This window comes from Parapedobacter sp. 2B3 (assembly GCF_041925275.1).
Taxonomy (GTDB): domain Bacteria; phylum Bacteroidota; class Bacteroidia; order Sphingobacteriales; family Sphingobacteriaceae; genus Parapedobacter; species Parapedobacter pyrenivorans_A.
Genome location: NZ_JBHEUZ010000005.1, coordinates 215,478 through 235,719, shown reverse-complemented (window position 1 = coordinate 235,719; position 20,242 = coordinate 215,478). Strand labels below are relative to the sequence as shown.

24 protein-coding genes are annotated in these 20,242 nt (G+C 52.0%); 12 read left to right on the top strand and 12 right to left on the bottom strand.

Annotation, left to right across the window (positions count from 1 at the left end; translation table 11 throughout):
* Window positions 1-66: 66 nt before the first annotated feature.
* Genes kduI through ACEVG1_RS08155 form a run of 3 tightly spaced genes read left to right on the top strand, consistent with a single transcriptional unit; the run spans window position 67 to window position 2,854 of the window.
* A complete protein-coding gene (kduI, locus tag ACEVG1_RS08165; protein WP_374743145.1) occupies window positions 67-909 on the top strand; it encodes a 5-dehydro-4-deoxy-D-glucuronate isomerase in 843 nt (280 codons plus the stop codon).
* Window positions 910-928: 19 nt separating this feature from the next.
* Window positions 929-2,059, top strand: coding sequence for a DUF4861 family protein (locus ACEVG1_RS08160; protein WP_374743144.1), 1,131 nt, complete (start codon window positions 929-931; stop codon window positions 2,057-2,059).
* Window positions 2,060-2,086: 27 nt separating this feature from the next.
* Window positions 2,087-2,854 carry an SDR family oxidoreductase gene (locus ACEVG1_RS08155; protein WP_374743143.1) on the top strand — a complete coding sequence of 256 codons (768 nt, stop codon included), beginning with the start codon at window positions 2,087-2,089 and terminating at the stop codon, window positions 2,852-2,854.
* Here the strand turns inward: ACEVG1_RS08155 and nadD are convergent, their stop codons facing one another.
* From nadD to dnaN, 6 genes are all read right to left on the bottom strand, one after another.
* Window positions 2,855-3,433 (bottom strand): nicotinate (nicotinamide) nucleotide adenylyltransferase, encoded by a 579-nt coding sequence (gene nadD / locus ACEVG1_RS08150; protein ID WP_374743142.1) that lies wholly within the window; start codon window positions 3,431-3,433, stop codon window positions 2,855-2,857.
* An 8-nt stretch (window positions 3,434-3,441) separates the two neighbouring features.
* Entirely contained in the window at window positions 3,442-4,014 is a 573-nt protein-coding gene (gene gmk, locus ACEVG1_RS08145) for a guanylate kinase (protein WP_374743141.1), read from the bottom strand.
* Between the two features lie 5 nt (window positions 4,015-4,019).
* Window positions 4,020-4,895: a YicC/YloC family endoribonuclease gene (locus ACEVG1_RS08140; RefSeq protein WP_374743140.1), complete on the bottom strand. Its 876-nt coding sequence runs from the start codon at window positions 4,893-4,895 to the stop codon at window positions 4,020-4,022.
* A 116-nt stretch (window positions 4,896-5,011) separates the two neighbouring features.
* A complete protein-coding gene (locus ACEVG1_RS08135) occupies window positions 5,012-5,584 on the bottom strand; it encodes a CAP domain-containing protein (RefSeq protein WP_374743138.1) in 573 nt (190 codons plus the stop codon).
* A gap of 42 nt (window positions 5,585-5,626) precedes the next feature.
* Window positions 5,627-6,283: a DedA family protein gene (locus ACEVG1_RS08130; protein WP_374743137.1), complete on the bottom strand. Its 657-nt coding sequence runs from the start codon at window positions 6,281-6,283 to the stop codon at window positions 5,627-5,629.
* Between the two features lie 5 nt (window positions 6,284-6,288).
* Complete coding sequence (dnaN, locus tag ACEVG1_RS08125; protein ID WP_374743136.1) at window positions 6,289-7,413, bottom strand: DNA polymerase III subunit beta; 1,125 nt, start codon at window positions 7,411-7,413, stop codon at window positions 6,289-6,291.
* A gap of 206 nt (window positions 7,414-7,619) precedes the next feature.
* Between dnaN and ACEVG1_RS08120 the strand changes: the two genes are divergently transcribed.
* The 5 genes from ACEVG1_RS08120 to ACEVG1_RS08100 all read left to right on the top strand — a co-directional run bounded on the left by ACEVG1_RS08120 (window position 7,620) and on the right by ACEVG1_RS08100 (window position 9,949).
* Window positions 7,620-7,820, top strand: a complete 201-nt coding sequence (locus tag ACEVG1_RS08120; protein ID WP_374743135.1) for a hypothetical protein — start codon at window positions 7,620-7,622, stop codon at window positions 7,818-7,820.
* 265 nt (window positions 7,821-8,085) lie between these two features.
* Window positions 8,086-8,448, top strand: a complete 363-nt coding sequence (locus ACEVG1_RS08115; RefSeq protein ID WP_374743134.1) for a hypothetical protein — start codon at window positions 8,086-8,088, stop codon at window positions 8,446-8,448.
* Window positions 8,449-8,466: 18 nt separating this feature from the next.
* Window positions 8,467-8,886, top strand: coding sequence for a Holliday junction resolvase RuvX (gene ruvX / locus ACEVG1_RS08110; protein ID WP_374743133.1), 420 nt, complete (start codon window positions 8,467-8,469; stop codon window positions 8,884-8,886).
* A gap of 33 nt (window positions 8,887-8,919) precedes the next feature.
* Window positions 8,920-9,357, top strand: coding sequence for an rRNA maturation RNase YbeY (gene ybeY, locus ACEVG1_RS08105; RefSeq protein ID WP_374743132.1), 438 nt, complete (start codon window positions 8,920-8,922; stop codon window positions 9,355-9,357).
* A gap of 40 nt (window positions 9,358-9,397) precedes the next feature.
* The gene (locus tag ACEVG1_RS08100; RefSeq protein ID WP_374743131.1) at window positions 9,398-9,949 is read left to right on the top strand and encodes a cupin domain-containing protein; all 552 of its coding nucleotides are present in this window, start codon (window positions 9,398-9,400) and stop codon (window positions 9,947-9,949) included.
* 25 nt (window positions 9,950-9,974) lie between these two features.
* Here ACEVG1_RS08100 and ACEVG1_RS08095 read toward each other — a convergent pair whose 3' ends face one another.
* Both ACEVG1_RS08095 and ACEVG1_RS08090 read right to left on the bottom strand, forming a co-directional pair.
* Window positions 9,975-10,397, bottom strand: coding sequence for a nucleoside-diphosphate kinase (locus ACEVG1_RS08095; RefSeq protein WP_374743130.1), 423 nt, complete (start codon window positions 10,395-10,397; stop codon window positions 9,975-9,977).
* Window positions 10,398-10,518: 121 nt separating this feature from the next.
* Window positions 10,519-10,947: a hypothetical protein gene (locus tag ACEVG1_RS08090; RefSeq protein WP_374743129.1), complete on the bottom strand. Its 429-nt coding sequence runs from the start codon at window positions 10,945-10,947 to the stop codon at window positions 10,519-10,521.
* A 124-nt stretch (window positions 10,948-11,071) separates the two neighbouring features.
* On the opposite strand from ACEVG1_RS08090, the gene rmuC reads away from it, so the two are divergent.
* Window positions 11,072-12,439 (top strand): DNA recombination protein RmuC, encoded by a 1,368-nt coding sequence (rmuC, locus tag ACEVG1_RS08085; RefSeq protein ID WP_374743128.1) that lies wholly within the window; start codon window positions 11,072-11,074, stop codon window positions 12,437-12,439.
* Here rmuC and fabF read toward each other — a convergent pair.
* Window positions 12,436-13,674, bottom strand: coding sequence for a beta-ketoacyl-ACP synthase II (fabF, locus tag ACEVG1_RS08080; protein WP_374743127.1), 1,239 nt, complete (start codon window positions 13,672-13,674; stop codon window positions 12,436-12,438). The two genes, rmuC and fabF, sit on opposite strands and share 4 nt — an antisense overlap.
* Window positions 13,675-13,948: 274 nt before the next feature.
* Between fabF and ACEVG1_RS08075 the strand changes: the two genes are divergently transcribed.
* Both ACEVG1_RS08075 and ACEVG1_RS08070 read left to right on the top strand, forming a co-directional pair.
* Window positions 13,949-15,046: a VWA domain-containing protein gene (locus tag ACEVG1_RS08075; RefSeq protein ID WP_374743126.1), complete on the top strand. Its 1,098-nt coding sequence runs from the start codon at window positions 13,949-13,951 to the stop codon at window positions 15,044-15,046.
* A gap of 136 nt (window positions 15,047-15,182) precedes the next feature.
* Complete coding sequence (locus ACEVG1_RS08070) at window positions 15,183-16,661, top strand: sigma 54-interacting transcriptional regulator (RefSeq protein ID WP_374743125.1); 1,479 nt, start codon at window positions 15,183-15,185, stop codon at window positions 16,659-16,661.
* Between the two features lie 77 nt (window positions 16,662-16,738).
* On the opposite strand, the gene ACEVG1_RS08065 is transcribed toward ACEVG1_RS08070, so the two are convergent.
* The gene (locus ACEVG1_RS08065; protein WP_374743124.1) at window positions 16,739-17,215 is read right to left on the bottom strand and encodes a DUF6702 family protein; all 477 of its coding nucleotides are present in this window, start codon (window positions 17,213-17,215) and stop codon (window positions 16,739-16,741) included.
* A 213-nt stretch (window positions 17,216-17,428) separates the two neighbouring features.
* Between ACEVG1_RS08065 and ACEVG1_RS08060 the strand changes: the two genes are divergently transcribed.
* Window positions 17,429-18,004 (top strand): HupE/UreJ family protein, encoded by a 576-nt coding sequence (locus ACEVG1_RS08060; RefSeq protein ID WP_374743123.1) that lies wholly within the window; start codon window positions 17,429-17,431, stop codon window positions 18,002-18,004.
* A gap of 10 nt (window positions 18,005-18,014) precedes the next feature.
* Here the strand turns inward: ACEVG1_RS08060 and ACEVG1_RS08055 are convergent, their stop codons facing one another.
* Window positions 18,015-18,785, bottom strand: a complete 771-nt coding sequence (locus ACEVG1_RS08055; RefSeq protein WP_374743122.1) for a LytR/AlgR family response regulator transcription factor — start codon at window positions 18,783-18,785, stop codon at window positions 18,015-18,017.
* 13 nt (window positions 18,786-18,798) lie between these two features.
* Window positions 18,799-20,235, bottom strand: coding sequence for a sensor histidine kinase (locus tag ACEVG1_RS08050; RefSeq protein WP_374743204.1), 1,437 nt, complete (start codon window positions 20,233-20,235; stop codon window positions 18,799-18,801).
* Window positions 20,236-20,242: the final 7 nt, after the last annotated feature.

The following is a 20,242-nucleotide window of genomic DNA, read 5'->3' as shown; positions in this document are numbered from 1 at the left end:
CGCGCCACCGGGTAGGGGTGGTTATTGCAAAACAGGATATAAATAATTAATCTATAAGAAACGGACATGAGTGTACATGATGAAACCCGGTATGCATTGGGTCCCGGGGAAACGAAAAGCCTGGATACGGCCGGGCTCCGGGAAAATTTCCTGATCGAAACGGTGTTTGCCGAAGACGAAATACGGTTGGTATATACCCATTACGACCGTTACATCGCCGGTGGAGCGAAGCCGGTAAGCAAATCGCTGAAGTTGGAGACCATTGATGCGTTGAAGGCACCTTATTTTCTCGAACGGCGTGAGCTGGGCATTATCAATGTGGGCGGTAGCGGACAGGTAACGGTAGACGGAGCGGCTTATACGTTGGCCTTCAAGGAGGCGCTTTACATAGGCAAAGGCAACAAGGAAGTGGTCTTTTCGAGTGACGATGCCGCCAATCCGGCCAAGTTTTACCTTAACTCGGCCCCGGCGCACCACGCCTACCCAACCAAAAAGGTGACCAAGGCGGAGGCGGAAGTGGTCGAGCTCGGCAGCCTGGAAACCGCCAATCACCGTGTCATCAATAAGTTGCTGGTAGCCAGCGTGGTGGATACGTGCCAGCTCCAGATGGGTATGACCGAACTGAAAACGGGGAGCATATGGAATACCATGCCTGCGCATACACACGACCGCCGCATGGAGGTTTATTTTTACTTTGAGGTGCCCGAGGGGCAATCGGTAAGCCACTTCATGGGCCAGCCACAGGAAACGCGCCATATCTGGATGCAAAACGAGCAAGCGGTGATTTCGCCGCCGTGGTCCGTGCATGCCGGTGCGGGCACGAGCAATTATACCTTCATCTGGGGTATGGCAGGCGAAAACATGGACTATGGCGACATGGACGGATGTGCCATTCCGGAGCTCAAGTAACCCGTCTAAAGGACTGATTATGGAAAGATTAAAAGTTTACAGTTTGCTGCCACTGGTAGTGGCAGCAGTGGCCTGTGGGGGCGGGGAACAACCTAAGGCCATCGTGATTACCAACCCGTTGGATGCCGAACGCCATGAGCTGGTTGCCGTTCCATATGGTGAGTTTACGGCGGCCTTTGGTGCCGATAGCCTGTTCAGGGTGGTAAATGCGGAAAGCGGTGCTGAAATACCTTACCAACTGGAAACCAAAGGGACCCCCTCGCCACAGAACATATTGCTCTATGTGTCTGTACCGGCATCGGGCGACATAACGTTAGCGGTGGAGGGATCGGCACCGGCGCCGGTAGCGGCAGGGACATTTGCCCGTTACGTACCCGAACGGTATGACGACTTCGCATGGGAGAATGACGTAGTCGCTTTCCGGATGTATGGCAAGGCCCTGGAAGGCCGGCCCGACGACGCACAGGGGATAGACCTTTGGTCAAAACGCACCACCGATTTGGTCGTGGATAAATGGTATGCCCATGGAGACTACCATACCGACCACGGCGAGGGAATGGATTACTATTCCGTGGGCATGACATTGGGTGCGGGCGACATCGCCCCACTAGTGGGCAAGGAGGTGGTCTATTCGAAACACTATCGCGGGCACAACGTATTGGACAACGGCCCGCTGCGCACAACGTTCCAGCTGGACTACGAGCCCTGGCAGGTCGGCGGAAAGACCGTGTCGGTGAGCAAACGGTATACCTTGGATGTGGGCTCACAACTGAACCGTGTGGAGGTAACGTATACGGTCGATGGGGATGGCGAGCTTCCCGTAGCGATCGGCGTGTCACGCCGGGCGCAAGCGGGCCAGCTGCTTCACGAGGGAAATAACGGGATGTTCGGCTATTGGGAACCAACGGACGACAAACATGGCACCACCGGTGTGGGCGTGGTACTCGCCGATGGTCCGTCCGAACAGCTCATCGAACAGCCCACGCAGTACCTCACGGTACTTACCGCACATGATGGCGAACCCATCGTGTATTACAATGGCGGTGCGTGGGACCGGGCGGGGAAAATCACATCGGCCAACGACTGGTTCGCTTACCTGCGGACGGTAAAGAACCGGCTGGCATCACCATTGCAGGTGGAGATTAAGTAATGGTTGGATTCTATTAGCTTCAATGAAATGGCAAAAAACACATTCGATCTAGGAGGAAAGGTTGCGTTGGTAACCGGTTGTAAGCGGGGCATTGGCAAGGCGATAGCCGAGGGGCTTGCCGCGGCCGGGGCAGACATTATCGGTGTTTCGGCATCGCTCGAGCTGCAGGGAAGTGATGTCGCGCGGGCGGTGGAAGCCAACGGCCGGCACTTCTACGCCTACCAGGCCGACTTTGGCAACCGGGAGTCGCTTTACGCGTTTATTGACGAGGTGAGGACCAACCACCCCCGCATCGATATCCTGTTTAACAATGCGGGGACGATTCTGCGTAAACCCGCAGCCGAACACCCGGATGATTATTGGGATCGGGTCATCGAGATCAACCAGAACGCACCGTTCATCCTTACCCGCGAAATAGGTAAGGGCATGGTGGCGCAGGGAAGCGGGAAGATTATCTTCACGGCTTCGTTGCTCACCTTCCAAGGCGGCATCAACGTGCCCGGCTATGCAGCTTCAAAGGGAGCCATCGGCCAGCTAACCAAGGCATTTGCCAACGAGTGGGCCTCCAAGGGGGTAAATGTAAATGCCATTGCACCGGGATATATCGCTACCGACAACACGGAAGCCCTGCGTAACGACGCGGACCGCAGCCGCGCCATTTTAGAGCGTATACCGGCAGGTCGTTGGGGCGAACCGGACGATTTCAAGGGACCGGCCGTGTTCCTTGCCTCCGAGGCGGCAAATTACGTCCATGGAACGGTACTGACGGTGGACGGCGGATGGATGGGGAGGTAGCTACCGATACAGCCCTTTGTTTTCGATGAACGCCATCACGCTGTCGGGCACGAAGTAACGGATGTTTTTACCGTCCTTCATCGCATTCCGTATGAAGGTGGATGAAAACTCCATGAGAGGTGTATCTGTAACGGTAATCGACGGGTGCTCGGCCAACTTGGCGGGAGCGGGATAATCGGGCCGGGGATAGACCAAGATCCGGTAGTCCCGGAGGATGATTTCATGGTTCTTCCATTTATGGAGCGAGACCAGGTTGTCTGAACCCATGATGAGCACGAAGGCCTTTTCGGGGTGTTTCTCGCGCAAGTGGGCCAATGTGTCGACCGTGTACGAGGGCTGCGGCAGGGAAAACTCAATGGTGCTGCTTCGGATGTTCTCCGCCTTTTCGAGGGCCAGGTTGACCATTTCCAGGCGATCGTATTGATTGATCAACGAATCTTTCTTTTTAAACGGGTTATGGGGGGTAACAACCAGCCACACCTCATCCAATTCCGTATAGTTGGCCATGTAATTGGCAATGATCAAGTGGCCCGTGTGAATGGGATTGAACGATCCGAAAAACAACCCGATGCGCTGCATATGCCTGTTTATGTTTCCTGGAGGAAGGCGAGCAGCAGCCGTTCGGCTTCCGTGCAAGCTTTCTCCAGGTCGTCGTTTTGCAGGATAACGTCGAACCGATGCGCATAACCCAACTCCTTTTCCGCTTTTACGATGCGCTCTTGGAGCTTTTCTTCGCTGTCTGTGCCGCGTCCGCGGAGGCGCTGTGCTAGCACATCCAGTGACGGTGGCTGCACGAATACCGCCAATGCGCGATCGCCGAATTTGCGTTTCAGGTGCAGCCCCCCCTCAACGTCGATGTCGAAGATAACATGCCTGCCCAAGGCCCAAATACGGTCTACCTCGGCGCGCAATGTACCGTAAAACGTGCCCGAATAGACTTCTTCAAACTCAATGAACTCTTTTTTGGCAACCCGGTGGAGAAACTCTTCCTTGGAGATGAAATAATAATCCTTGCCATTTACTTCGCCGGCGCGTGCTTGGCGCGTGCTGGCCGAAATGGAAAACGAGATTTTGCCGGGGTGCTTTGCCAAGAGGCGCTTCACGATGGTGGTTTTACCGGCGCCGGAGGGTGCAGAGAATATGATAAGTTTGCCTTCCATGCGGGTCACAGTACGTTTAGCAGTTGTTCCTTGATCTTTTCGAGCTCTTCTTTCATCCGTACCACCACTTGCTGGATACCGGCATGGTTGGCCTTCGAGCCAAGGGTATTTATTTCGCGCCCCATTTCCTGTGAAATGAAACCCAGCTTCTTCCCATTCGCATCAGCATCTTCGAGGGCTTGGAGGAAATAGTTGCAATGGCTGCGGAGGCGCACTTTCTCTTCAGTGATATCCAGCTTGTCGATATAAAAGATAAGCTCCTGTTCGAAGCGGTTCCTGTCCACATGCTCTTTGCCCACGGCCTCATCAAGGTATTGGCCTATGCGGTCGCGGATGAGGGGGATACGGTCGGTCTCCACGGCCTCCACCTCAGCGAGCAAATGCTGGATGCCCTGTGCCCGCGCCGCAAGGTCCTGCTTAAGCACGGAACCCTCGTCGGCCCGGAAGCGGTTGAGTTGCGCCACCGCATCCTGGAACGCACCGATGAGCAAGGCTGCCTCCTCTTCGCCAGCTTCCTCCTCGTTATGGCTGATTACCTCCGGCATGTTGAGCGCGAGTTCAAACAAGTTGCCCGTTTCGGTGCCCAGATCTTTCGCGACGGCCGTTAGCTGACCATAGTAGTTCTTAAGCAACGCTGCATTGATGGTTGCTGCGCCTGCTGCCTGGTCAATGTATTCCACGCTTACCACAAGGTTTACCTTGCCCCGCTCGATCAGCCGGGAGCACTCGCCCCGCAGGGAAAGCTCTTTGTCCGAGAACGCTTTGGGAAGCCGCAGGTTGAGCTCCAGGAACTTTGAGTTCAGCGATTTTATTTCTACGGTATACTTTACCTCTTGGTTGTCTCTGGTCCCTATGCCGTAACCAGTCATGGATTTGATCATGTGCAAACTTAGATAAATTTACTCAAATTTATCGATCTCTCCGCCGCCCGAAGAAGTTTTTATTTGGCGGAAACGAAACAGTCCGGGGCGTGCTTTCGGCAATCGATGGTTATTCCTTACCAATCGTGCTTGGCGATAATCACACATAGGTAGGATTGGTAGGTGCTTCCTGAACGGGCGCGTACATAGCCGATGCCGATATCCTGCAAGGAAGCATTCCACTGGTCCATACCGAGTAGGTGCTTGCGGTGACCGAATCCGGGGGAGTTCCGGCCGACAATCATCGCTTTTATACCGTCGACGGCCGACGGGTGGTTCGCACCGATGGATTCAAAGTTATTGGCGTTTTTACGCTTCAGCCAGTCGGGATTCAATGTATAACCGGCTCTGTTGATGTGGAAATTGGGGCCGAACCCATCCGGGTCGGTATGGTCGAAGTAATCGCGCCGGGCCATATCAAGAGCCTTTCTTTCGGCCACGCCGGCGAGTGTCGTGTTCCATTTTAAGGGTGTTTGGGCGATTTGGGCGCGGGGGTTCAGATGGAGTTCCCGCTGATACGCACGGGGGTCCAGACGGATCTTGTTGAGCAAGAGAAAGGCCGACCTCGCTTCCTGCCGGTCAATCCTTGGATGGTCCGGTACGCGTGCTGAAAAGGAGCAAAAAAGCCAAAACGCGGTCAAACATGCCATTATCCTCATAGCCGAAATATTGTTGCAAGATATAGGCAAGGACTATGCCGCGTTTTTCTTGAATTTCTCTTTCACCACCTCAAAAATGATGGGTAGGATGGAGAGAATGATAATCAGGATGACGACTTTCGAGAAATTATCCCGGATAATGGGGATATTGCCTAGGAAATAGCCGGCCAGCGTAATACCCACTACCCACAGCACGGCCCCCACCACATTGTATGTAAGAAAAGTACCGTAGTTCATTCTTCCGATTCCGCCTACAAACGGTGCCAGCGTTCTAACAATCGGCACGAAGCGGGCGATAACGATGGTCTTGCTGCCGTATTTGGCATAAAACGAATGCGTTTTCTCTATTTGCTCATTTTTGATGATCTGCCTGCCGAAAAACTTGACTCGGGTCACCTGCATTCCAAAGCGTTTTCCAATGGAATAGTTGAGGGAATCGCCGGCTATCGCGGCAATCAGTAACAAGATGATCATTACCCCCACATTTAGCTCATTGGGTTGAGCGGCAAGCATCCCTGCGGCAAACAGTAAGGAATCACCCGGAAGGAAAGGCATCACCACAATACCGGTCTCTATAAAGATAATGAGAAATAGGATTAAGTAGGTCCATGTTTGATACTCGTTTACAATTTCGACCAAGTGCTGGTCGATGTGGAGAACGAAATCAATCAGTGAGTAGATAAGGTCCAACGTCGTTAACCCAGGTTATTCAACATGACGGGCATAACCAGCATCAGGATGTCCTCGTCTTCTTCCGACACGGCAGGGATCAGCAGCCCCGCGCGGTTGGGGGTGCTCATTTCGATGACAACCTCTTCACTATCGAGGTTGGTCAGCATTTCCACCAAAAATTTGGCATTGAAGCCTATTTCCATGTCGTCGCCTTCAAATTGGCAGCTTAGGCGTTCATGTGCTTCGTTTGAAAAGTCAAGGTCTTCCGCAGAAATATGGAGCTCGCTGCCCGAAATCTTTAGCCGCACCTGGTGTGTGGTCTTGTTGGCAAAGATGACGACCCGGCGCAATGAGTTGAGGAACGTGTGCCGATCGAGGGTCAGCTTATTCGGGTTGACCTGTGGAATCACCGCTTCATAGTCGGGGTAGCGCTCGTCAATAAGCCGGCAGATGAGGTGTATATTGCCAAACTTGAAAAATGCGTTGGTGCTGTTGTATTCCACCGCTACGGCCGAGTCTTCGATGGGGAGTGATGATTTCAGCAGCGACAACGCTTTTTTCGGCAAAATCAGCGACGTGGGATTCTCGGTGCTGATATCCTTGCGCCGGTAGCGCACCAGCTTGTGTGCATCCGTTGCCACGAAAGTGGCGGACTGCGCGGCCAATTGTACCAATACGCCGGACATAGCGGGGCGTAACTCGTCGTTGCTGACAGCAAATATCGTCTTGTTGATGGCCTCGGCCAATATCGAAGCCGGAATGGACACGGAGGAGGCATTGTCTACCACGGGAATCTTCGGAAAATCATCCGCATTTTCACCGCTGAGCTTGTATTTTCCATCGCCGGCACTGATTTCGATGGCCAAAGTGGCCGTATCTACCGAAAATGCAACGGGTTGGTCGGGGAGTGTCTTGAGTGTCTCGATCAATATTTTGGACGGCATGGCCACGCGCCCCTCTTCCTTGGCCTCTATGGGAAGAGAAGTAACCATGCTGGTTTGCAGGTCGGTCGCTGAGATGGTCAGCACGTTGTCCTTGATCTCAAATAGGAAATTTTCCAATATCGGGAGTACAGTGCTACTGCTGGAGGCTCCGCTAATAGCTTGTAGTTGTTTTAATAAAATGGAAGTAGAAACAATGAATCTCATGTCCGAATAATATTACGTGCAATGATAAGGAAAAGATTTGGGATTCGGCAAATGAGATTGTGATTTGATGTGCTGGAAACAGGATGCGGATAGCAATGATTCAGTAGGTGGGTACGGATTTTAATCCAGGGCCGGTACCTGGTTTGGTAGGGCCAAACAATACCTTGTGGTCTTTGTTATATGGTAAGAACCAAAGGTTTTAAACGATGGAAACGCATAGCCACCGAACGGACAAGGACGGGAAGCCGCAGGCGGAAGAGAACTACGCCGCGCACCAGGAAGATCCGGCGCCCTCGCCGGAGGCCATCAATGAGCCGAACGACCGCCCCGCAAGCAACACGATTTGGGTAGCGGTAATCGTTGCGATTATCATCATGGCCCTTATCTATTTCTTTTTTATTTATTAGGAAACGGCTTTTTTAGTCCAAAGTTTCTAAAGTAACGTAGCGAGCTCCTACCTTCGGGTTTTTCCCCCGGAATGGCAACGGGCGTTCGCGTTGCTGCCTATTGCAAAATACCTATTTTGGTGTATTGCCGCTCTCTTTCGAACTTTCGATATTGGTCTACATAAAGGATGAACGTCTATGAAGACAGTCTTATTTGCCTGTGGTTTTTTCTGCTGCTCAGTGATGCCGATACGAGCGCAGGAGCTTGTCCGGCAGGTTGTGGCTAATGCGGGCCACAGTGCTGCGGTTGGTTATACGGTTTTCCAGTACTCTATCGGGGAGCCGTTGGTTGCCACGGTGGGGGTGGGTATATGCCACCAAACCGGGTGTGCTGCTCACCGAAGAAACGATCGATACGGACATTTCGGACAAAGTACCGATGGGTGTCGTCGGGGTCATTCCTACCAAGGTCTGCCTCGAAGGTGGCGCTATCAAACGCGGTGATTTGTTGGTTACCTCCTCCCGGCCCGGTGTGGCCATGAAGGCAGACCCCGACAAAGTGAAGGTTGGCCAGGTGATTGGCAAAGCCCTGCAGGAATATGGCAGTGACGGAGTAGGTAAAATAAAGGTGCTCGTGAATGTCAAATAGCGTACCTTTGCCGGTACGATGCGCATCCTAGCTTTTGATTACGGAACCAAAAGGGTTGGCATGGCTGTGACCGACCCGCTACAGCTTATCGCCACGGCACTGGACACGGTGCATGCCAAAGACGTACTGGACTATGTGAAAGCGTATCTCAACCGCGAGACGGTAAGCACGTTTGTGGTAGGCGAGCCCCGCCAGCTGGACGGTTCCGAATCCGAGTCGGCCCAGCACGTACGGGGTTTCATCCGGATGCTGCGGCGCACGTTCCCGGCCATTCCCGTGGAAACGGTCGATGAGCGTTTTACCTCCAAGATGGCATCGGCGAGCATTGCCCAGAGTGGCATGGCGAAGAAAAAACGGCAGGACAAAGCGCTTATCGACAGCGTTTCGGCGGTGCTCATCCTCCAGTCATACCTTGAAAGGCGCGACTTTCAGGGATAAACTTCCTACCTTTGACCGACAATCAAAAGCACCATGGGCTATATCCATTTTTTCGCGGAAGACACGACGTATCAAATCAAGCAGAAGTTAGTGCTGAAGCGCTGGATAAAAGCGACGATCGCTTCCGAGGGCTTCAAGGTTGGCGAAGTCAGTATTGTCCTCTGTAGTGACGCTTATCTGTTGGCAATCAATAGGCAGTACCTTCGCCACGACACCTACACGGATATCGTTACATTTGATAACAGTGGACGGGACGATACCATTGCGGGCGATATTTTCATCAGTATTGACCGGGTACAGGAGAATGCGTTGAAATTCGGTGTGGCTGAACGAGACGAACTCCATCGCGTCATCATCCACGGCATCCTGCACCTCTGTGGCTACGGAGATAAGAAGAAAGAGGAGAAAGCACGGATGACCGGGAAAGAGGATTTTTATTTGGGTAAAAGAAGGGCGTCGGACCTCGATTGAAACCAAAGTGAATATATATTAGTGGTAAAAATAAATCGCCATGCCAAGCAACGGACAATTGTTGACCAATTCGATAACGGGCGACACGTACGAGTACCTTGAAACGTCCAAGGACAGTGACGGAGCTCGCGTTGTGATTAAAGCAACGGTAAAAAGCCGTGGGCAGCTAGTCCCCAACCATTTCCATACGGTGCAAGATGAAACGTTTGAGGTTATCGATGGACAATTGACGGTTTGGGTGGACGGCGCTGCGAGGGTCCTTTCTGCGGGCGAACGGATAACGTTGCCTAAGAACAAGCCACACAACCATTACAATGGCCACAGTATACCGGTTACCTATCTCCATACCGTGACACCCGGCTTGGATTTCGACTACCTGATTGAAAATTTAGTTGGCTTGGCTACCGATGGAAAGAAAGGGGGTGGTGGCCTGCTTCAGCAGTTGGTTACACTTCGTTACCTCGACAGCAAATCGTTCCTCGCCGACATACCGTTAACTGTACAAAAAGTGCTGATGACAACCATCGCGCCTATTGCACGGCTGTTGGGCTATCGGGCGATTTACAAAAGATACTCGGGCGTGGAAAAATAGCCGATTACCGAAAAAGGCCTCCGGTTTAGAACCGCTCGAACTGCGAGAAGAAGAAATTGCCTTCTATTTCAGCATTTTCGTCCGAATCGGACCCATGGATAGCGTTCGCGTCGATGGATTTCGCATATTTGTTGCGGATGGTTCCCGGCTCCGCCTTGCTCGGGTCGGTGGCACCGATCAATGTACGGAACTCCTCAACAGCGCCGTCTTTTTCGAGGATCGCCGCTACGATGGGGCCGGAAGTCATGAACTCGACCAGCTCGCCGTAAAAGGGACGCTCATTATGCACGGCGTAAAACGCACCGGCAGTTTCTTTGCTCAAACGTGTGTACTTCATTGCCACCAGTTTGAATCCGCCGGCTAGGATGTCGTTGAGTATAGCACCCGTGTGGCCATTACGCACGGCATCGGGCTTAATCATGGTGAATGTTCTATTCGTTGTAGCCATTTTGAAAATTTTGCGCAAACATAGGTAAAGTTGTCTGGTTGTGCAAATGGCAAAAGGTTGTAGGAGATGATTGTATTTGAGTATCTGCGAAAGAATACGACGCACCAATTAATCAGGTAGGTTAATCGATACGGTAGACATAGTCAAACCGGTGTTTTTTAGCGGCATTAATAAAATCCTTAATGGGAATGTGTTTCCCAGCATAGGAAATTTGCAGGATGTGATCTACATACGCCTTATTGGCCGTGCTTTCTATCTTAGCGGTTGACGACGGTGGGATGAAAAAACTTAATGTGGAGTCCGAGCGGTGCGTTATCTTGAGTGTCTTTTTTCGCTCGTCCTCGCGGTATTGTTTTGGATTGCAGATTCGCTGCACGTATTCCATGTGGTTTGTCTTTACCGCGAAATCAGCTGCGGGGATTTTATAGGTAACCGTGACGAATATGCTTTTTGTTTTAGAGCGGTTTTGGATAAAAAGTTGGGACAGAAATGAACAACCCGAAAGCATCAGGCTTATCGCCAAGATTATAAGGTATTTGATGACGGTCATCGTTTTACCCGTTGATACACTTTTTGCACGATTGGTAACCCTAATTATCGGCCTGAACGACGAAAAGGCTGCGAGGGGGAATAAAAATTAAGGAAATCAATAATTTATTTAAGTTTGTCTAACCATGGAAATTTACGTTGTAGCCATTGCGCTGGTCGTTCTCCTTATCGCGGTAGTCATCCTGTTCGCTCGGCGCCCACGGGCGGGATACGATACGCAAGAATTGGCACGATTGCGCGCGGAAAAAGAAGCCATAAGCATTGAGTTGGCCCGTGCACAGCAGCAAGCCGAGAGCGTAGTCGCCGAAAAAGACCGCGTGACGGCCCTGTTCAAAGAAGAGCAGCAGCGCCTGCGGGATGAACTGCAGCAGACACGACAGCAATTGGCAGAGGCGGATAAGTCGATCGAAAGCGGGCGCGCGTATTACCAATCGCAGCAGCAGCAGCTCGAAGCGCAGAAAGAAGAGATCGAGGCTATCAAAAAACAGTTCAATACGGAGTTCCAGGTCATCGCTAACAAGATTCTCGAAGAGAAGACCCAAAAATTTACTGAAATTAATAGTAAGTCACTCGACCAAATACTAACGCCACTCAAAGACAAAATCAAGACGTTTGAAGAGAAGGTAGAAAAGACCTATCAGCATGAAGCCGCTGAGCGCAACTCCCTGAAGGGGGTGGTGCAGCAGTTGATGGAACAGAGCCTACGCATCAAAGACGAAGCCAACAGCCTGACACGTGCGTTGCGCGGCGACAGCAAGAAGCAGGGCAACTGGGGCGAGGTGATTCTTGAACGGGTACTGGAGCGCTCGGGATTGGTGAAGGACCGCGAATACCGCCTGCAGGCCTCGATGACGGATGAAGACGGGCGGCGCCTACAGCCCGACGCCATCATTGACCTACCCGATGAGAAGCACCTTGTGGTCGATGCCAAGGTTTCGCTGGTGGCTTACGAACGTTGGGTCAACGCCGATACGGACGAGGAGCGTGAGCTTGCTGCCAAGCAGCATGTACAGTCCGTGGAGAACCACGTGAAAGGGTTATCGGCCAAGAACTACCATGACCTCTACCAAATCAATTCGCCCGATTTCGTATTGCTGTTCATGCCCATCGAATCGGCGCTCAGTATGTCCATTACTTACAAGGCCGACCTGTTCAGCGATGCATGGGACCGCAGGGTGGTCATCGTAAGTCCATCCACCCTGCTGGCCACCTTGCGTACCATCGCCAGCATGTGGAAACAGGAGCGGCAAACGCGCAATGTGCTTGAAATAGCCCAAGAGGCAGGGGCGCTGTATGATAAGTTCGTAGGCTTCCTGCAAGAGATGGATAAGGTGGGCGAACAGCTCAACAGGGCCGTACGCGCGCATGAAGACGCCACCAAAAAACTTGGAACGGGTCCCGGAAACGTGATCCGTAAAGTGGAAAAACTCAAAAAACTCGGCGCCCGCGCGAGCAAGCAGATCGGCGGCAATCGGCTGGATGAGGGCGACTAGACCCCGCGGAACACAACGGTGGCGTTATGTCCCCCGAAACCGAACGCATTGCTCATCGCAATGTTGACCTTTCGTTCAAGCGCTTCCCCGACCACGATATGCATGCCCTGCGGGATAGCCCCGTCCAATGTAACGGTATTGATTGTTGGGGGCACCACCTGATGATTGATGGCCTTCACCGCCAGGATAGCCTCAATGGCTCCGGCGGCACCGAGTAGGTGGCCCGTCATGGATTTCGTGCCGCTGATACTGAGGTTTTCGGTATTTCTGAACGCCTTACTCACCGCGTTCAGCTCGCTGATGTCGCCAACGGGCGTGGACGTGGCATGTGGGTTGAGGTAGTCCACGTCCGTCGCATTGATCTTTGCTTCTTTCAACGCGAGCTCCATTGCCTTCGAAGCACCACGCCCTTCAGGATGGGGAGCCGTGAGGTGGTATGCATCGGCGGTCATGGCCGCACCTACTACTTCGGCATAAATATGGGCGCCGCGCTTTTTTGCATGCTCATACTCTTCCAGCAGCAACGCCCCGGATCCCTCCCCCATCACAAACCCATCCCGGTCGGCATCAAACGGGCGGCTGGCATGCTGCGGATCGTCGTTACGCGAAGACATCGCTTTCATTGCCGAAAACCCGCCGATGGAAGCGGGGGTGATGGGTGCCTCAGACCCCCCTGTGATAAATGCTTTGGCCTTGCCCATCCGGATGTAGTTAAAGGCATCCATGATGGCCGTATTGGCTGTGGCACAGGCGGAAACCGTGGTATAATTGATGCCCTGCAATCCATATTTCATCGAAATGAGACCCGAGGCCATATTGATGATGAGGCGCGGAACGAAAAACGGGCTGAAACGGGGAACGTACTGGCCCTCCACGTATTGCGTAACTTCATGTTCGAACGTTTCCATGCCTCCTTGGCCCACGCCCCAAATGACACCCACATCAAACGGGTCCATGGTGGATAGGTCCAATCCGGCATCTTCCATCGCTTCTGAAGCAGCATATAGCCCATATTGGGTAAAAAGATCGCTGCGTTTTATCTCGTTCCTATCCAGGTACTTTTCCGGAGCGAATCCCTTCACCTCACATGCAATCTGGGTGCGGAACTGACTGGCATCGAACCGCGTAATTACACCAGCCCCGCTCACGCCGTCGACCGCATGCTGCCAAAACGCCTTTACATCGTTTCCCAGCGGCGTAACGGCACCCATTCCGGTAATAACCACTCTAGTCATATCGTTCATTTGATTGTTTTCTTTCCATTTATCCAATGATGCCGGCAGCACCACGATCCTGTGAACCCGTCCTTAGACAGGCTCCGGTTCGGGAACAAAGATAGCAAGGATAAATCGATTGGTATACTTTTGTTTCGGCTGCGGCCAAGTTTACATAAGCGTAATGTAAAAAAGCGGCCAGCGGGCCCTACCAGTCGCGGAAAAACAACTACCTTAGACGAGCTGTTCCAAATTGGGGCAGCCTGTCGAATCGACGGAAAGGAATTACAGCACAATGCGCGGCTATCATTTTTCGAAATATATACCGAACACGTTGCCTAGAGGCGGCTTCGACGAACTGTTGAAGCTTTTCATGCAGTTGCTGCAATATACGGCTGGCGATGCGGCGGAAGCATTGGCATGGCTCAATGAGCTGGATAGGCAATACGGGCTCACGGATGACGGCTACGGCATCGGCGATTTTATCCAGGAACTCAAAGACAAGGGCTACCTCAGTGACGACCCAGGCACGGGTGAGGTACGGATTACTGCAAAAAGTGAGCAAGCCATCCGCCAGTCGGCCTTGGAAGAGATTTTCGGAAAATTGCGTAAAAGCGGCCGTGGCAATCACAACAGCAACCTATCGGGCTTGGGCGAGGAGAAAAATGCGGACCGGCGCGAGTTTCAATACGGGGACAGCCTTGACCAGATTGATATGACCACCTCTATCCACAATGCGCAGGTAAACCATGGCATTGGTAATTTCATGCTCACCGAGCGTGATCTCGAAGTAGAGGAACGTGACTACAAAACCCTGACGTCGACCGTGCTAATGATCGATATATCGCATAGCATGATCCTTTATGGCGAAGACCGCATCACGCCGGCCAAGAAGGTGGCCATGGCGTTGGCTGAGCTCATCCGAACGCGCTACCCGAAAGATACATTGGATATCGTGGTATTTGGCAACGATGCGTGGCCTATCAGCATCAAGGACCTTCCCTATCTGCAGGTAGGCCCCTATCATACCAATACGCTGGCCGGATTGGAACTGGCAACGGATTTGCTGCGCAGACGCAAAACACACAACAAACAGATTTTTATGATTACGGATGGTAAGCCGACCTGTCTGAAAGAGAACGGCCGCTATTATAAAAACAGTGTGGGCCTGGACCGTAAGGTTGTTAACAAAACACTGAACATGGCCGCGCAATGTAAGCGGCTCAACATCCCCATCACGACGTTCATGATCGCGCGTGATCCTTACCTGCAGCAATTCGTCCGCCAGTTTACCGAAACGAATGGTGGGAAGGCGTTTTACAGCTCCCTCCAAGGCTTGGGGGAGTATATCTTTGAGGATTATGTGCGTAATAGGCGGCGGACGGTGAGGTAATGGTTTTGCTGGCTCCCCACCACGACTGGGTACTGCGTACCCTAGGCCGTGTTTGTGGGACCAGCAAAACAGTGGTAGTGTAGGGAGGGAAAACATAAGAGCAAATAGCAAATAGCAAAGAAGCAAAACAGCATAAATGAATAACATCCACACATTAGGCGAACTCAAAAAATCGGGATACAAGGACCGTAGCGTAAAAGACGAGCTGCGGGCCAATTTGATTAAGCGGTTGCAGGAACATGATGCCGGATTCGAGGGTATTGTAGGGTACGATGAGACGGTTATTCCCGAGTTGCAGACTGCCATTTTATCGCGCCACAACATCCTCTTGCTGGGGTTGCGCGGGCAAGCCAAAACCCGGATTGCAAGGCTGATGGTTTCGCTGCTTGACGAATACGTGCCGTATGTGGCCGGAAGCGAATTGTTTGATGATCCCCTAAATCCCATTTCGTGGTACGCTCGCAACGAAATCCAAGCAAAGGGTGACAATACGCCGATTGCCTGGTTGCATCGGTCCGAACGGTACACCGAAAAGCTGGCTACGCCCGATGTAACCGTGGCCGATCTGGTCGGCGACGTTGACCCCATCAAAGCGGCCACGTTGAAACTTACTTATAACGATGAACGGGTTATCCACTTCGGCTTGATTCCCCGTGCCCACCGCGGTATTTTCGTCATCAATGAGCTCCCCGACCTTCAGGCGCGGATACAAGTTGCCCTTTTCAACATGCTGCAGGAGAAAGACATCCAAATTCGGGGGTTCAAACTGCGGCTACCACTCGATATCCAGTTTGTATTTACCGCCAACCCCGAAGACTACACCAATCGTGGAGCGATTGTCACGCCGCTCAAAGACCGTATTGAAAGCCAGATACTGACCCACTATCCAAAAACCATTGATATATCGCGTAAAATCACCTTTCAGGAAGCCCGCCTCACGCCCGAGCAACAGTCGGCCATTGAGGTTGATGGACTCTTGAAGGACCTGGTGGAGCAAGTGGCTTTTGAGGCGCGGGAGAGTGAGTACATTGACCAGAAGTCGGGTGTATCTGCCCGACTGACTATTTCAGCATACGAAAACTTGGTGAGTGCTGCCGAGCGGCGGATGCTGGTTTCCGGCCAACAGGCTACCGTAGCTCGTATATCGGATTTCGTCGGCGTTATTCCGGCGATTACCGGTAAGATCGAACTGGTGTACGAAGGCGAATTGGAAGGTCCTGTCCACGTAGCACACCGCCTGATTGGTGGAGCTATAAAGACGCTATTTACGCCGTATTTCCCTCATCCGGAGAAGGCCAAGAAAGGGAAGGCTGAAAACCCCTATGCGCCCATCATCGACTGGTTTACAGCTGGAAATAGACTGGAGCTAACAGACAACCTGTCGGATAGCCAGTATAAAAAAGCCATGACACAAGTGCCCGGCCTATACGCCCTCGTTAAAAAACTGCACCCCAAGCTTATGGAAAGCCAAAAGGTGCTGCTCATGGAGTTCGTGCTCCACGCGCTGGCCGAATATTCACAGCTCAACAAGAACTATCTCGATGGTGGAGTGGCATTTGCCGATATGTTGGGGAGCCTTTTCGACGGCGATTGGTCGGTGGGCGGTGACGAATGATCGGTAGGGGACGGTCTGTAAATCGTACGGAATCTGCGGTTATCCGTGAAATCCGCGTATTCCGTGTTCCATCGGCATCACCATTCAAAAACAGCTGTTTGTTCGGGATTATCCAGTTTGGTGCTTTGCCGTTTGCCGTAAACGGTCGCGTGCAGGATATTGCTCTGTTTAGGAAAATGGTCGAAAAGGATACGGTTATCTATGCGTAGCTGCTCCACATGATCGATGTTTACTACCTCCAGAAAGCACCAAGCTACATCCTCGTCGATTTGATAACCCACGTAGCGCACCGATACAGGTTTGCCATTCACCGAAAACCGCAAATGATTGCCAAAATAGGTGGAAAGCAGGCTGTCTGTCGCTGATTTATCTGCTGGATTGATAAGGTCTATTTTCAGGTTGCGCCCATCTTTAAGGGCGGCTTCTAAGTCGTCATAAAAAATCCGGGAGCTTATCTCCACACGGTGCGCTTGCGCATTGTAATCTACGGATGTAATACTCACGTAAAATGGGTGCAAAACCAATAAAAGCGCGTTGAGGATGCTGTTTATCATCGCGTGTTTGATACTATTGAGCGCTGCGGGCCGTTATTTTTTATGGCTATTGATTGTGTTTTCGCAGCAATAAACGTAATATTGCTACGAACTTAGCTAAATTCTCGTTTATACGCAATATCATTGCTTTACGTATGAAGGACAATTTACGGCAAGCTCCGCTACCAGTGAAAAAGCGGCTTGTAGGGAAAACATAGGCACAAAACAACGATCATGCAAGATTTTGGGATTTATTTTGCGTTGGGCTTGCAGCACATCTTGGACCTTTCGGGCTATGACCACATTCTTTTTGTCATCGCATTGTGTTGTACCTATTTTATTAAGGATTGGCGTAAGGTTATTATACTGGTCACCGCATTCACGATAGGGCACTCACTCACGTTGGCGTTGAGCGTATTCAACCTCATCCGCGTTGATACCGTGTTGATTGAGTTCCTCATTCCGGTAACCATCCTGGTCACCGCATTCAGCAATGTGGCGAAGCGACGCCGGCGGCACACGCGGACCGACTGGCTTAGTTATAGTTATGCCTTATTTTTCGGCCTTATCCACGGGCTTGGGTTTTCTAATTACCTCCGGTCGCTATTGGGCAAGGAGAGCAGCATCGCCGGGCCACTTTTTGCATTTAACCTGGGGCTGGAACTCGGCCAGCTGGTTATTGTGTTTTTTGTACTGTTGGTATCATTTGTTGCTACCGGCATTTTTGCAGTAAACCGCCGCGACTGGACATTTTTCCTCTCGGCGGCCGTATTTGGTATTGCGTTCGTTATGGCACTACAGCGACTGTAGCGTGGTGATGTCAGGGGGTAGCCCCGGTGCTGCCCCAAAGATTCACAACATGTGTATGCAGTTGCTTCGACACCGGGATATGTTTGCCATTGCTGAGGAGTAGGTAATGTTCCACGCGGTGGTATTCCTTGATTTTATGGAGGTTTACGATGTAGCTTTTGTGCGCACGGAGAAACTGGTCTTGTGGTAACTGTAGGCCGACGGCTTTCAATTGCCGGGTGAGGAAGAGGGTTTTCCCGCTTTCGAGGTAAATGCGGCAGTAGTTGCCATCACTTTCGCAGTATATGATGTCATCCGGCTCAACGAACAGGATTTTCCGGTCAACCTCAAACCGAATGCGTGGGTCGCTCGCTCTGATTGGCGGCGTGTCCGGCAGCGCGGATTGTTCGGTTGCGCCACTGTGCCCCCGCCGCGTGGCCAGCCGCTCCAGCGCGGACCGTAGTTCGTCGCGGTCGATGGGTTTGACCAAGTAATCAAAGGTACCTTTCCGGATGGCTTCGATGGCATATTGGCTATGCGCCGTGGTGAAGATTACATCAAAGGTACGCTCCGGAAAAGCATCCAGAAAAGTGAAACCGTCCAGGTCGGGCATCTCGATATCGAGGAAAACGACGTCAACCCTGGTGCCCGCAGGAGACGATAGGTAATCCCGTGCATCCTGGGCCCGGGTGAACGACGCGAGTAGCTCCGTTTCGGGCAGCGCTATGCGCTGGATTTCGTAGGCCAAGGCCGTAATCGCCTTGGATTCGTCATCTATCAGGATACATTGGAGTGTAGGCATGTCACAAATATAATTATCCTAACGTATTTTCAGTGATGGTAAACGCTACACAAGTTCCACCGCCAGGGCGGTCGCTGATTTCGAAGCCGAGCTGTTGGCTGTGGCCGGCGTTGAAGCGCTTTAGTTGTTCGCGCACGATGCGCAGGCCATACGATTTGGCAAACACCTTGGTCTCGGCCGCCTGTGTATTGGCGTAGCCAAGACCGTTGTCCTCGACGGTCACAAGTACACCGTACTGCGTTTTTGCCACGCTTATCCATAGGTTTTTATCGGACTGTGCGGATTTGTTGAGCCCGTGCCAGATGGCGTTTTCGACAAACGGTTGCAACGCCATTGCGGGCAGATGGAACATGTCCAAGTCCACCCGTTCGTCGATTTCACTCGTGATGGTAACGGTGTTGGAAAGGCGCATGTTTTCGATGTCGGCGTAAAGCAGTACCGTTTTTAGCTCTTCCCGGAGCGAATTGGTCTCCTGGCTGCTGCCTTCCAGGATGCCCCGCATGAACTTCGAAAATTTTCCCAAGTAGTCCGTGGCTTCTTCCACCTCCTTCTCGATGATGAAGGCTTTGATAGAGTTCAATACATTAAATACGAAATGCGAGTTGAGCTGCCCGCGTAGGATCTTGATTTCCATTTCGCGCTCCGTTTCGCGAAGCAGGGCTTGTAACTCGCGCTTCTCCTGTAAATGGTCGTTGATCTGTTTGCCCAGTCCGACGGCAAAAAGCGTACATTCGACCACAATGGCGATAAAAAAATACACGATGGGCTGGATACCGAACCAGGCGAAGGGAGTCGGCATGGTGAGCGCGAACGTGGAGATTAAGGCAAATGTAATATAGAAGAGTGAGCCCCACAGGAAGTATTGCATGTGGGGCTCGGGGCTCTTGACCGATTTGTAGATGATTAGCCCGGCCAATGACACGTGCACCGGCAGAAAGAGGTAGTAGAAGAACGGCTCCCCATAAGTATAGGGTATCAGCCCGGCGAACATCAGCCCAAAGAACACCGCGCCAAGGATAGCGGTAACGGCGGTATAGGTGAATACCCGCTTTGTAAATACCGGGGCGTGTTTATCCAGTTTAAGGAACAGCATGCCGAAGCGGAAGTAAATACAGAGGTAGAAAACCTGAATTAAGAACCCGAACGCACGGATAGGCACCGTACCGAACCGCTCGAAGAAACCCACCCCATAGGAATTACGGGTGAGGATGAAGACCAGCAGCAGACCCGCATAGAGCTGGTAATAACGGTATAGCGTATTGCGGTTGTTGTGATAGACAATCTGCGCCAAAATAATGGCGACCAGCAAGTAGACTACCACCACATGCCAACCGAAGAATGTGAGCTTGGCCGTACCGGGGAATTCCACGAGAAAGGGAGGAAGGTTTTCCTCATACCAAATACCGGATTGTTGCATAGAAAACGATTGGATCAATGCGGTTAGTGTCATCACGAAC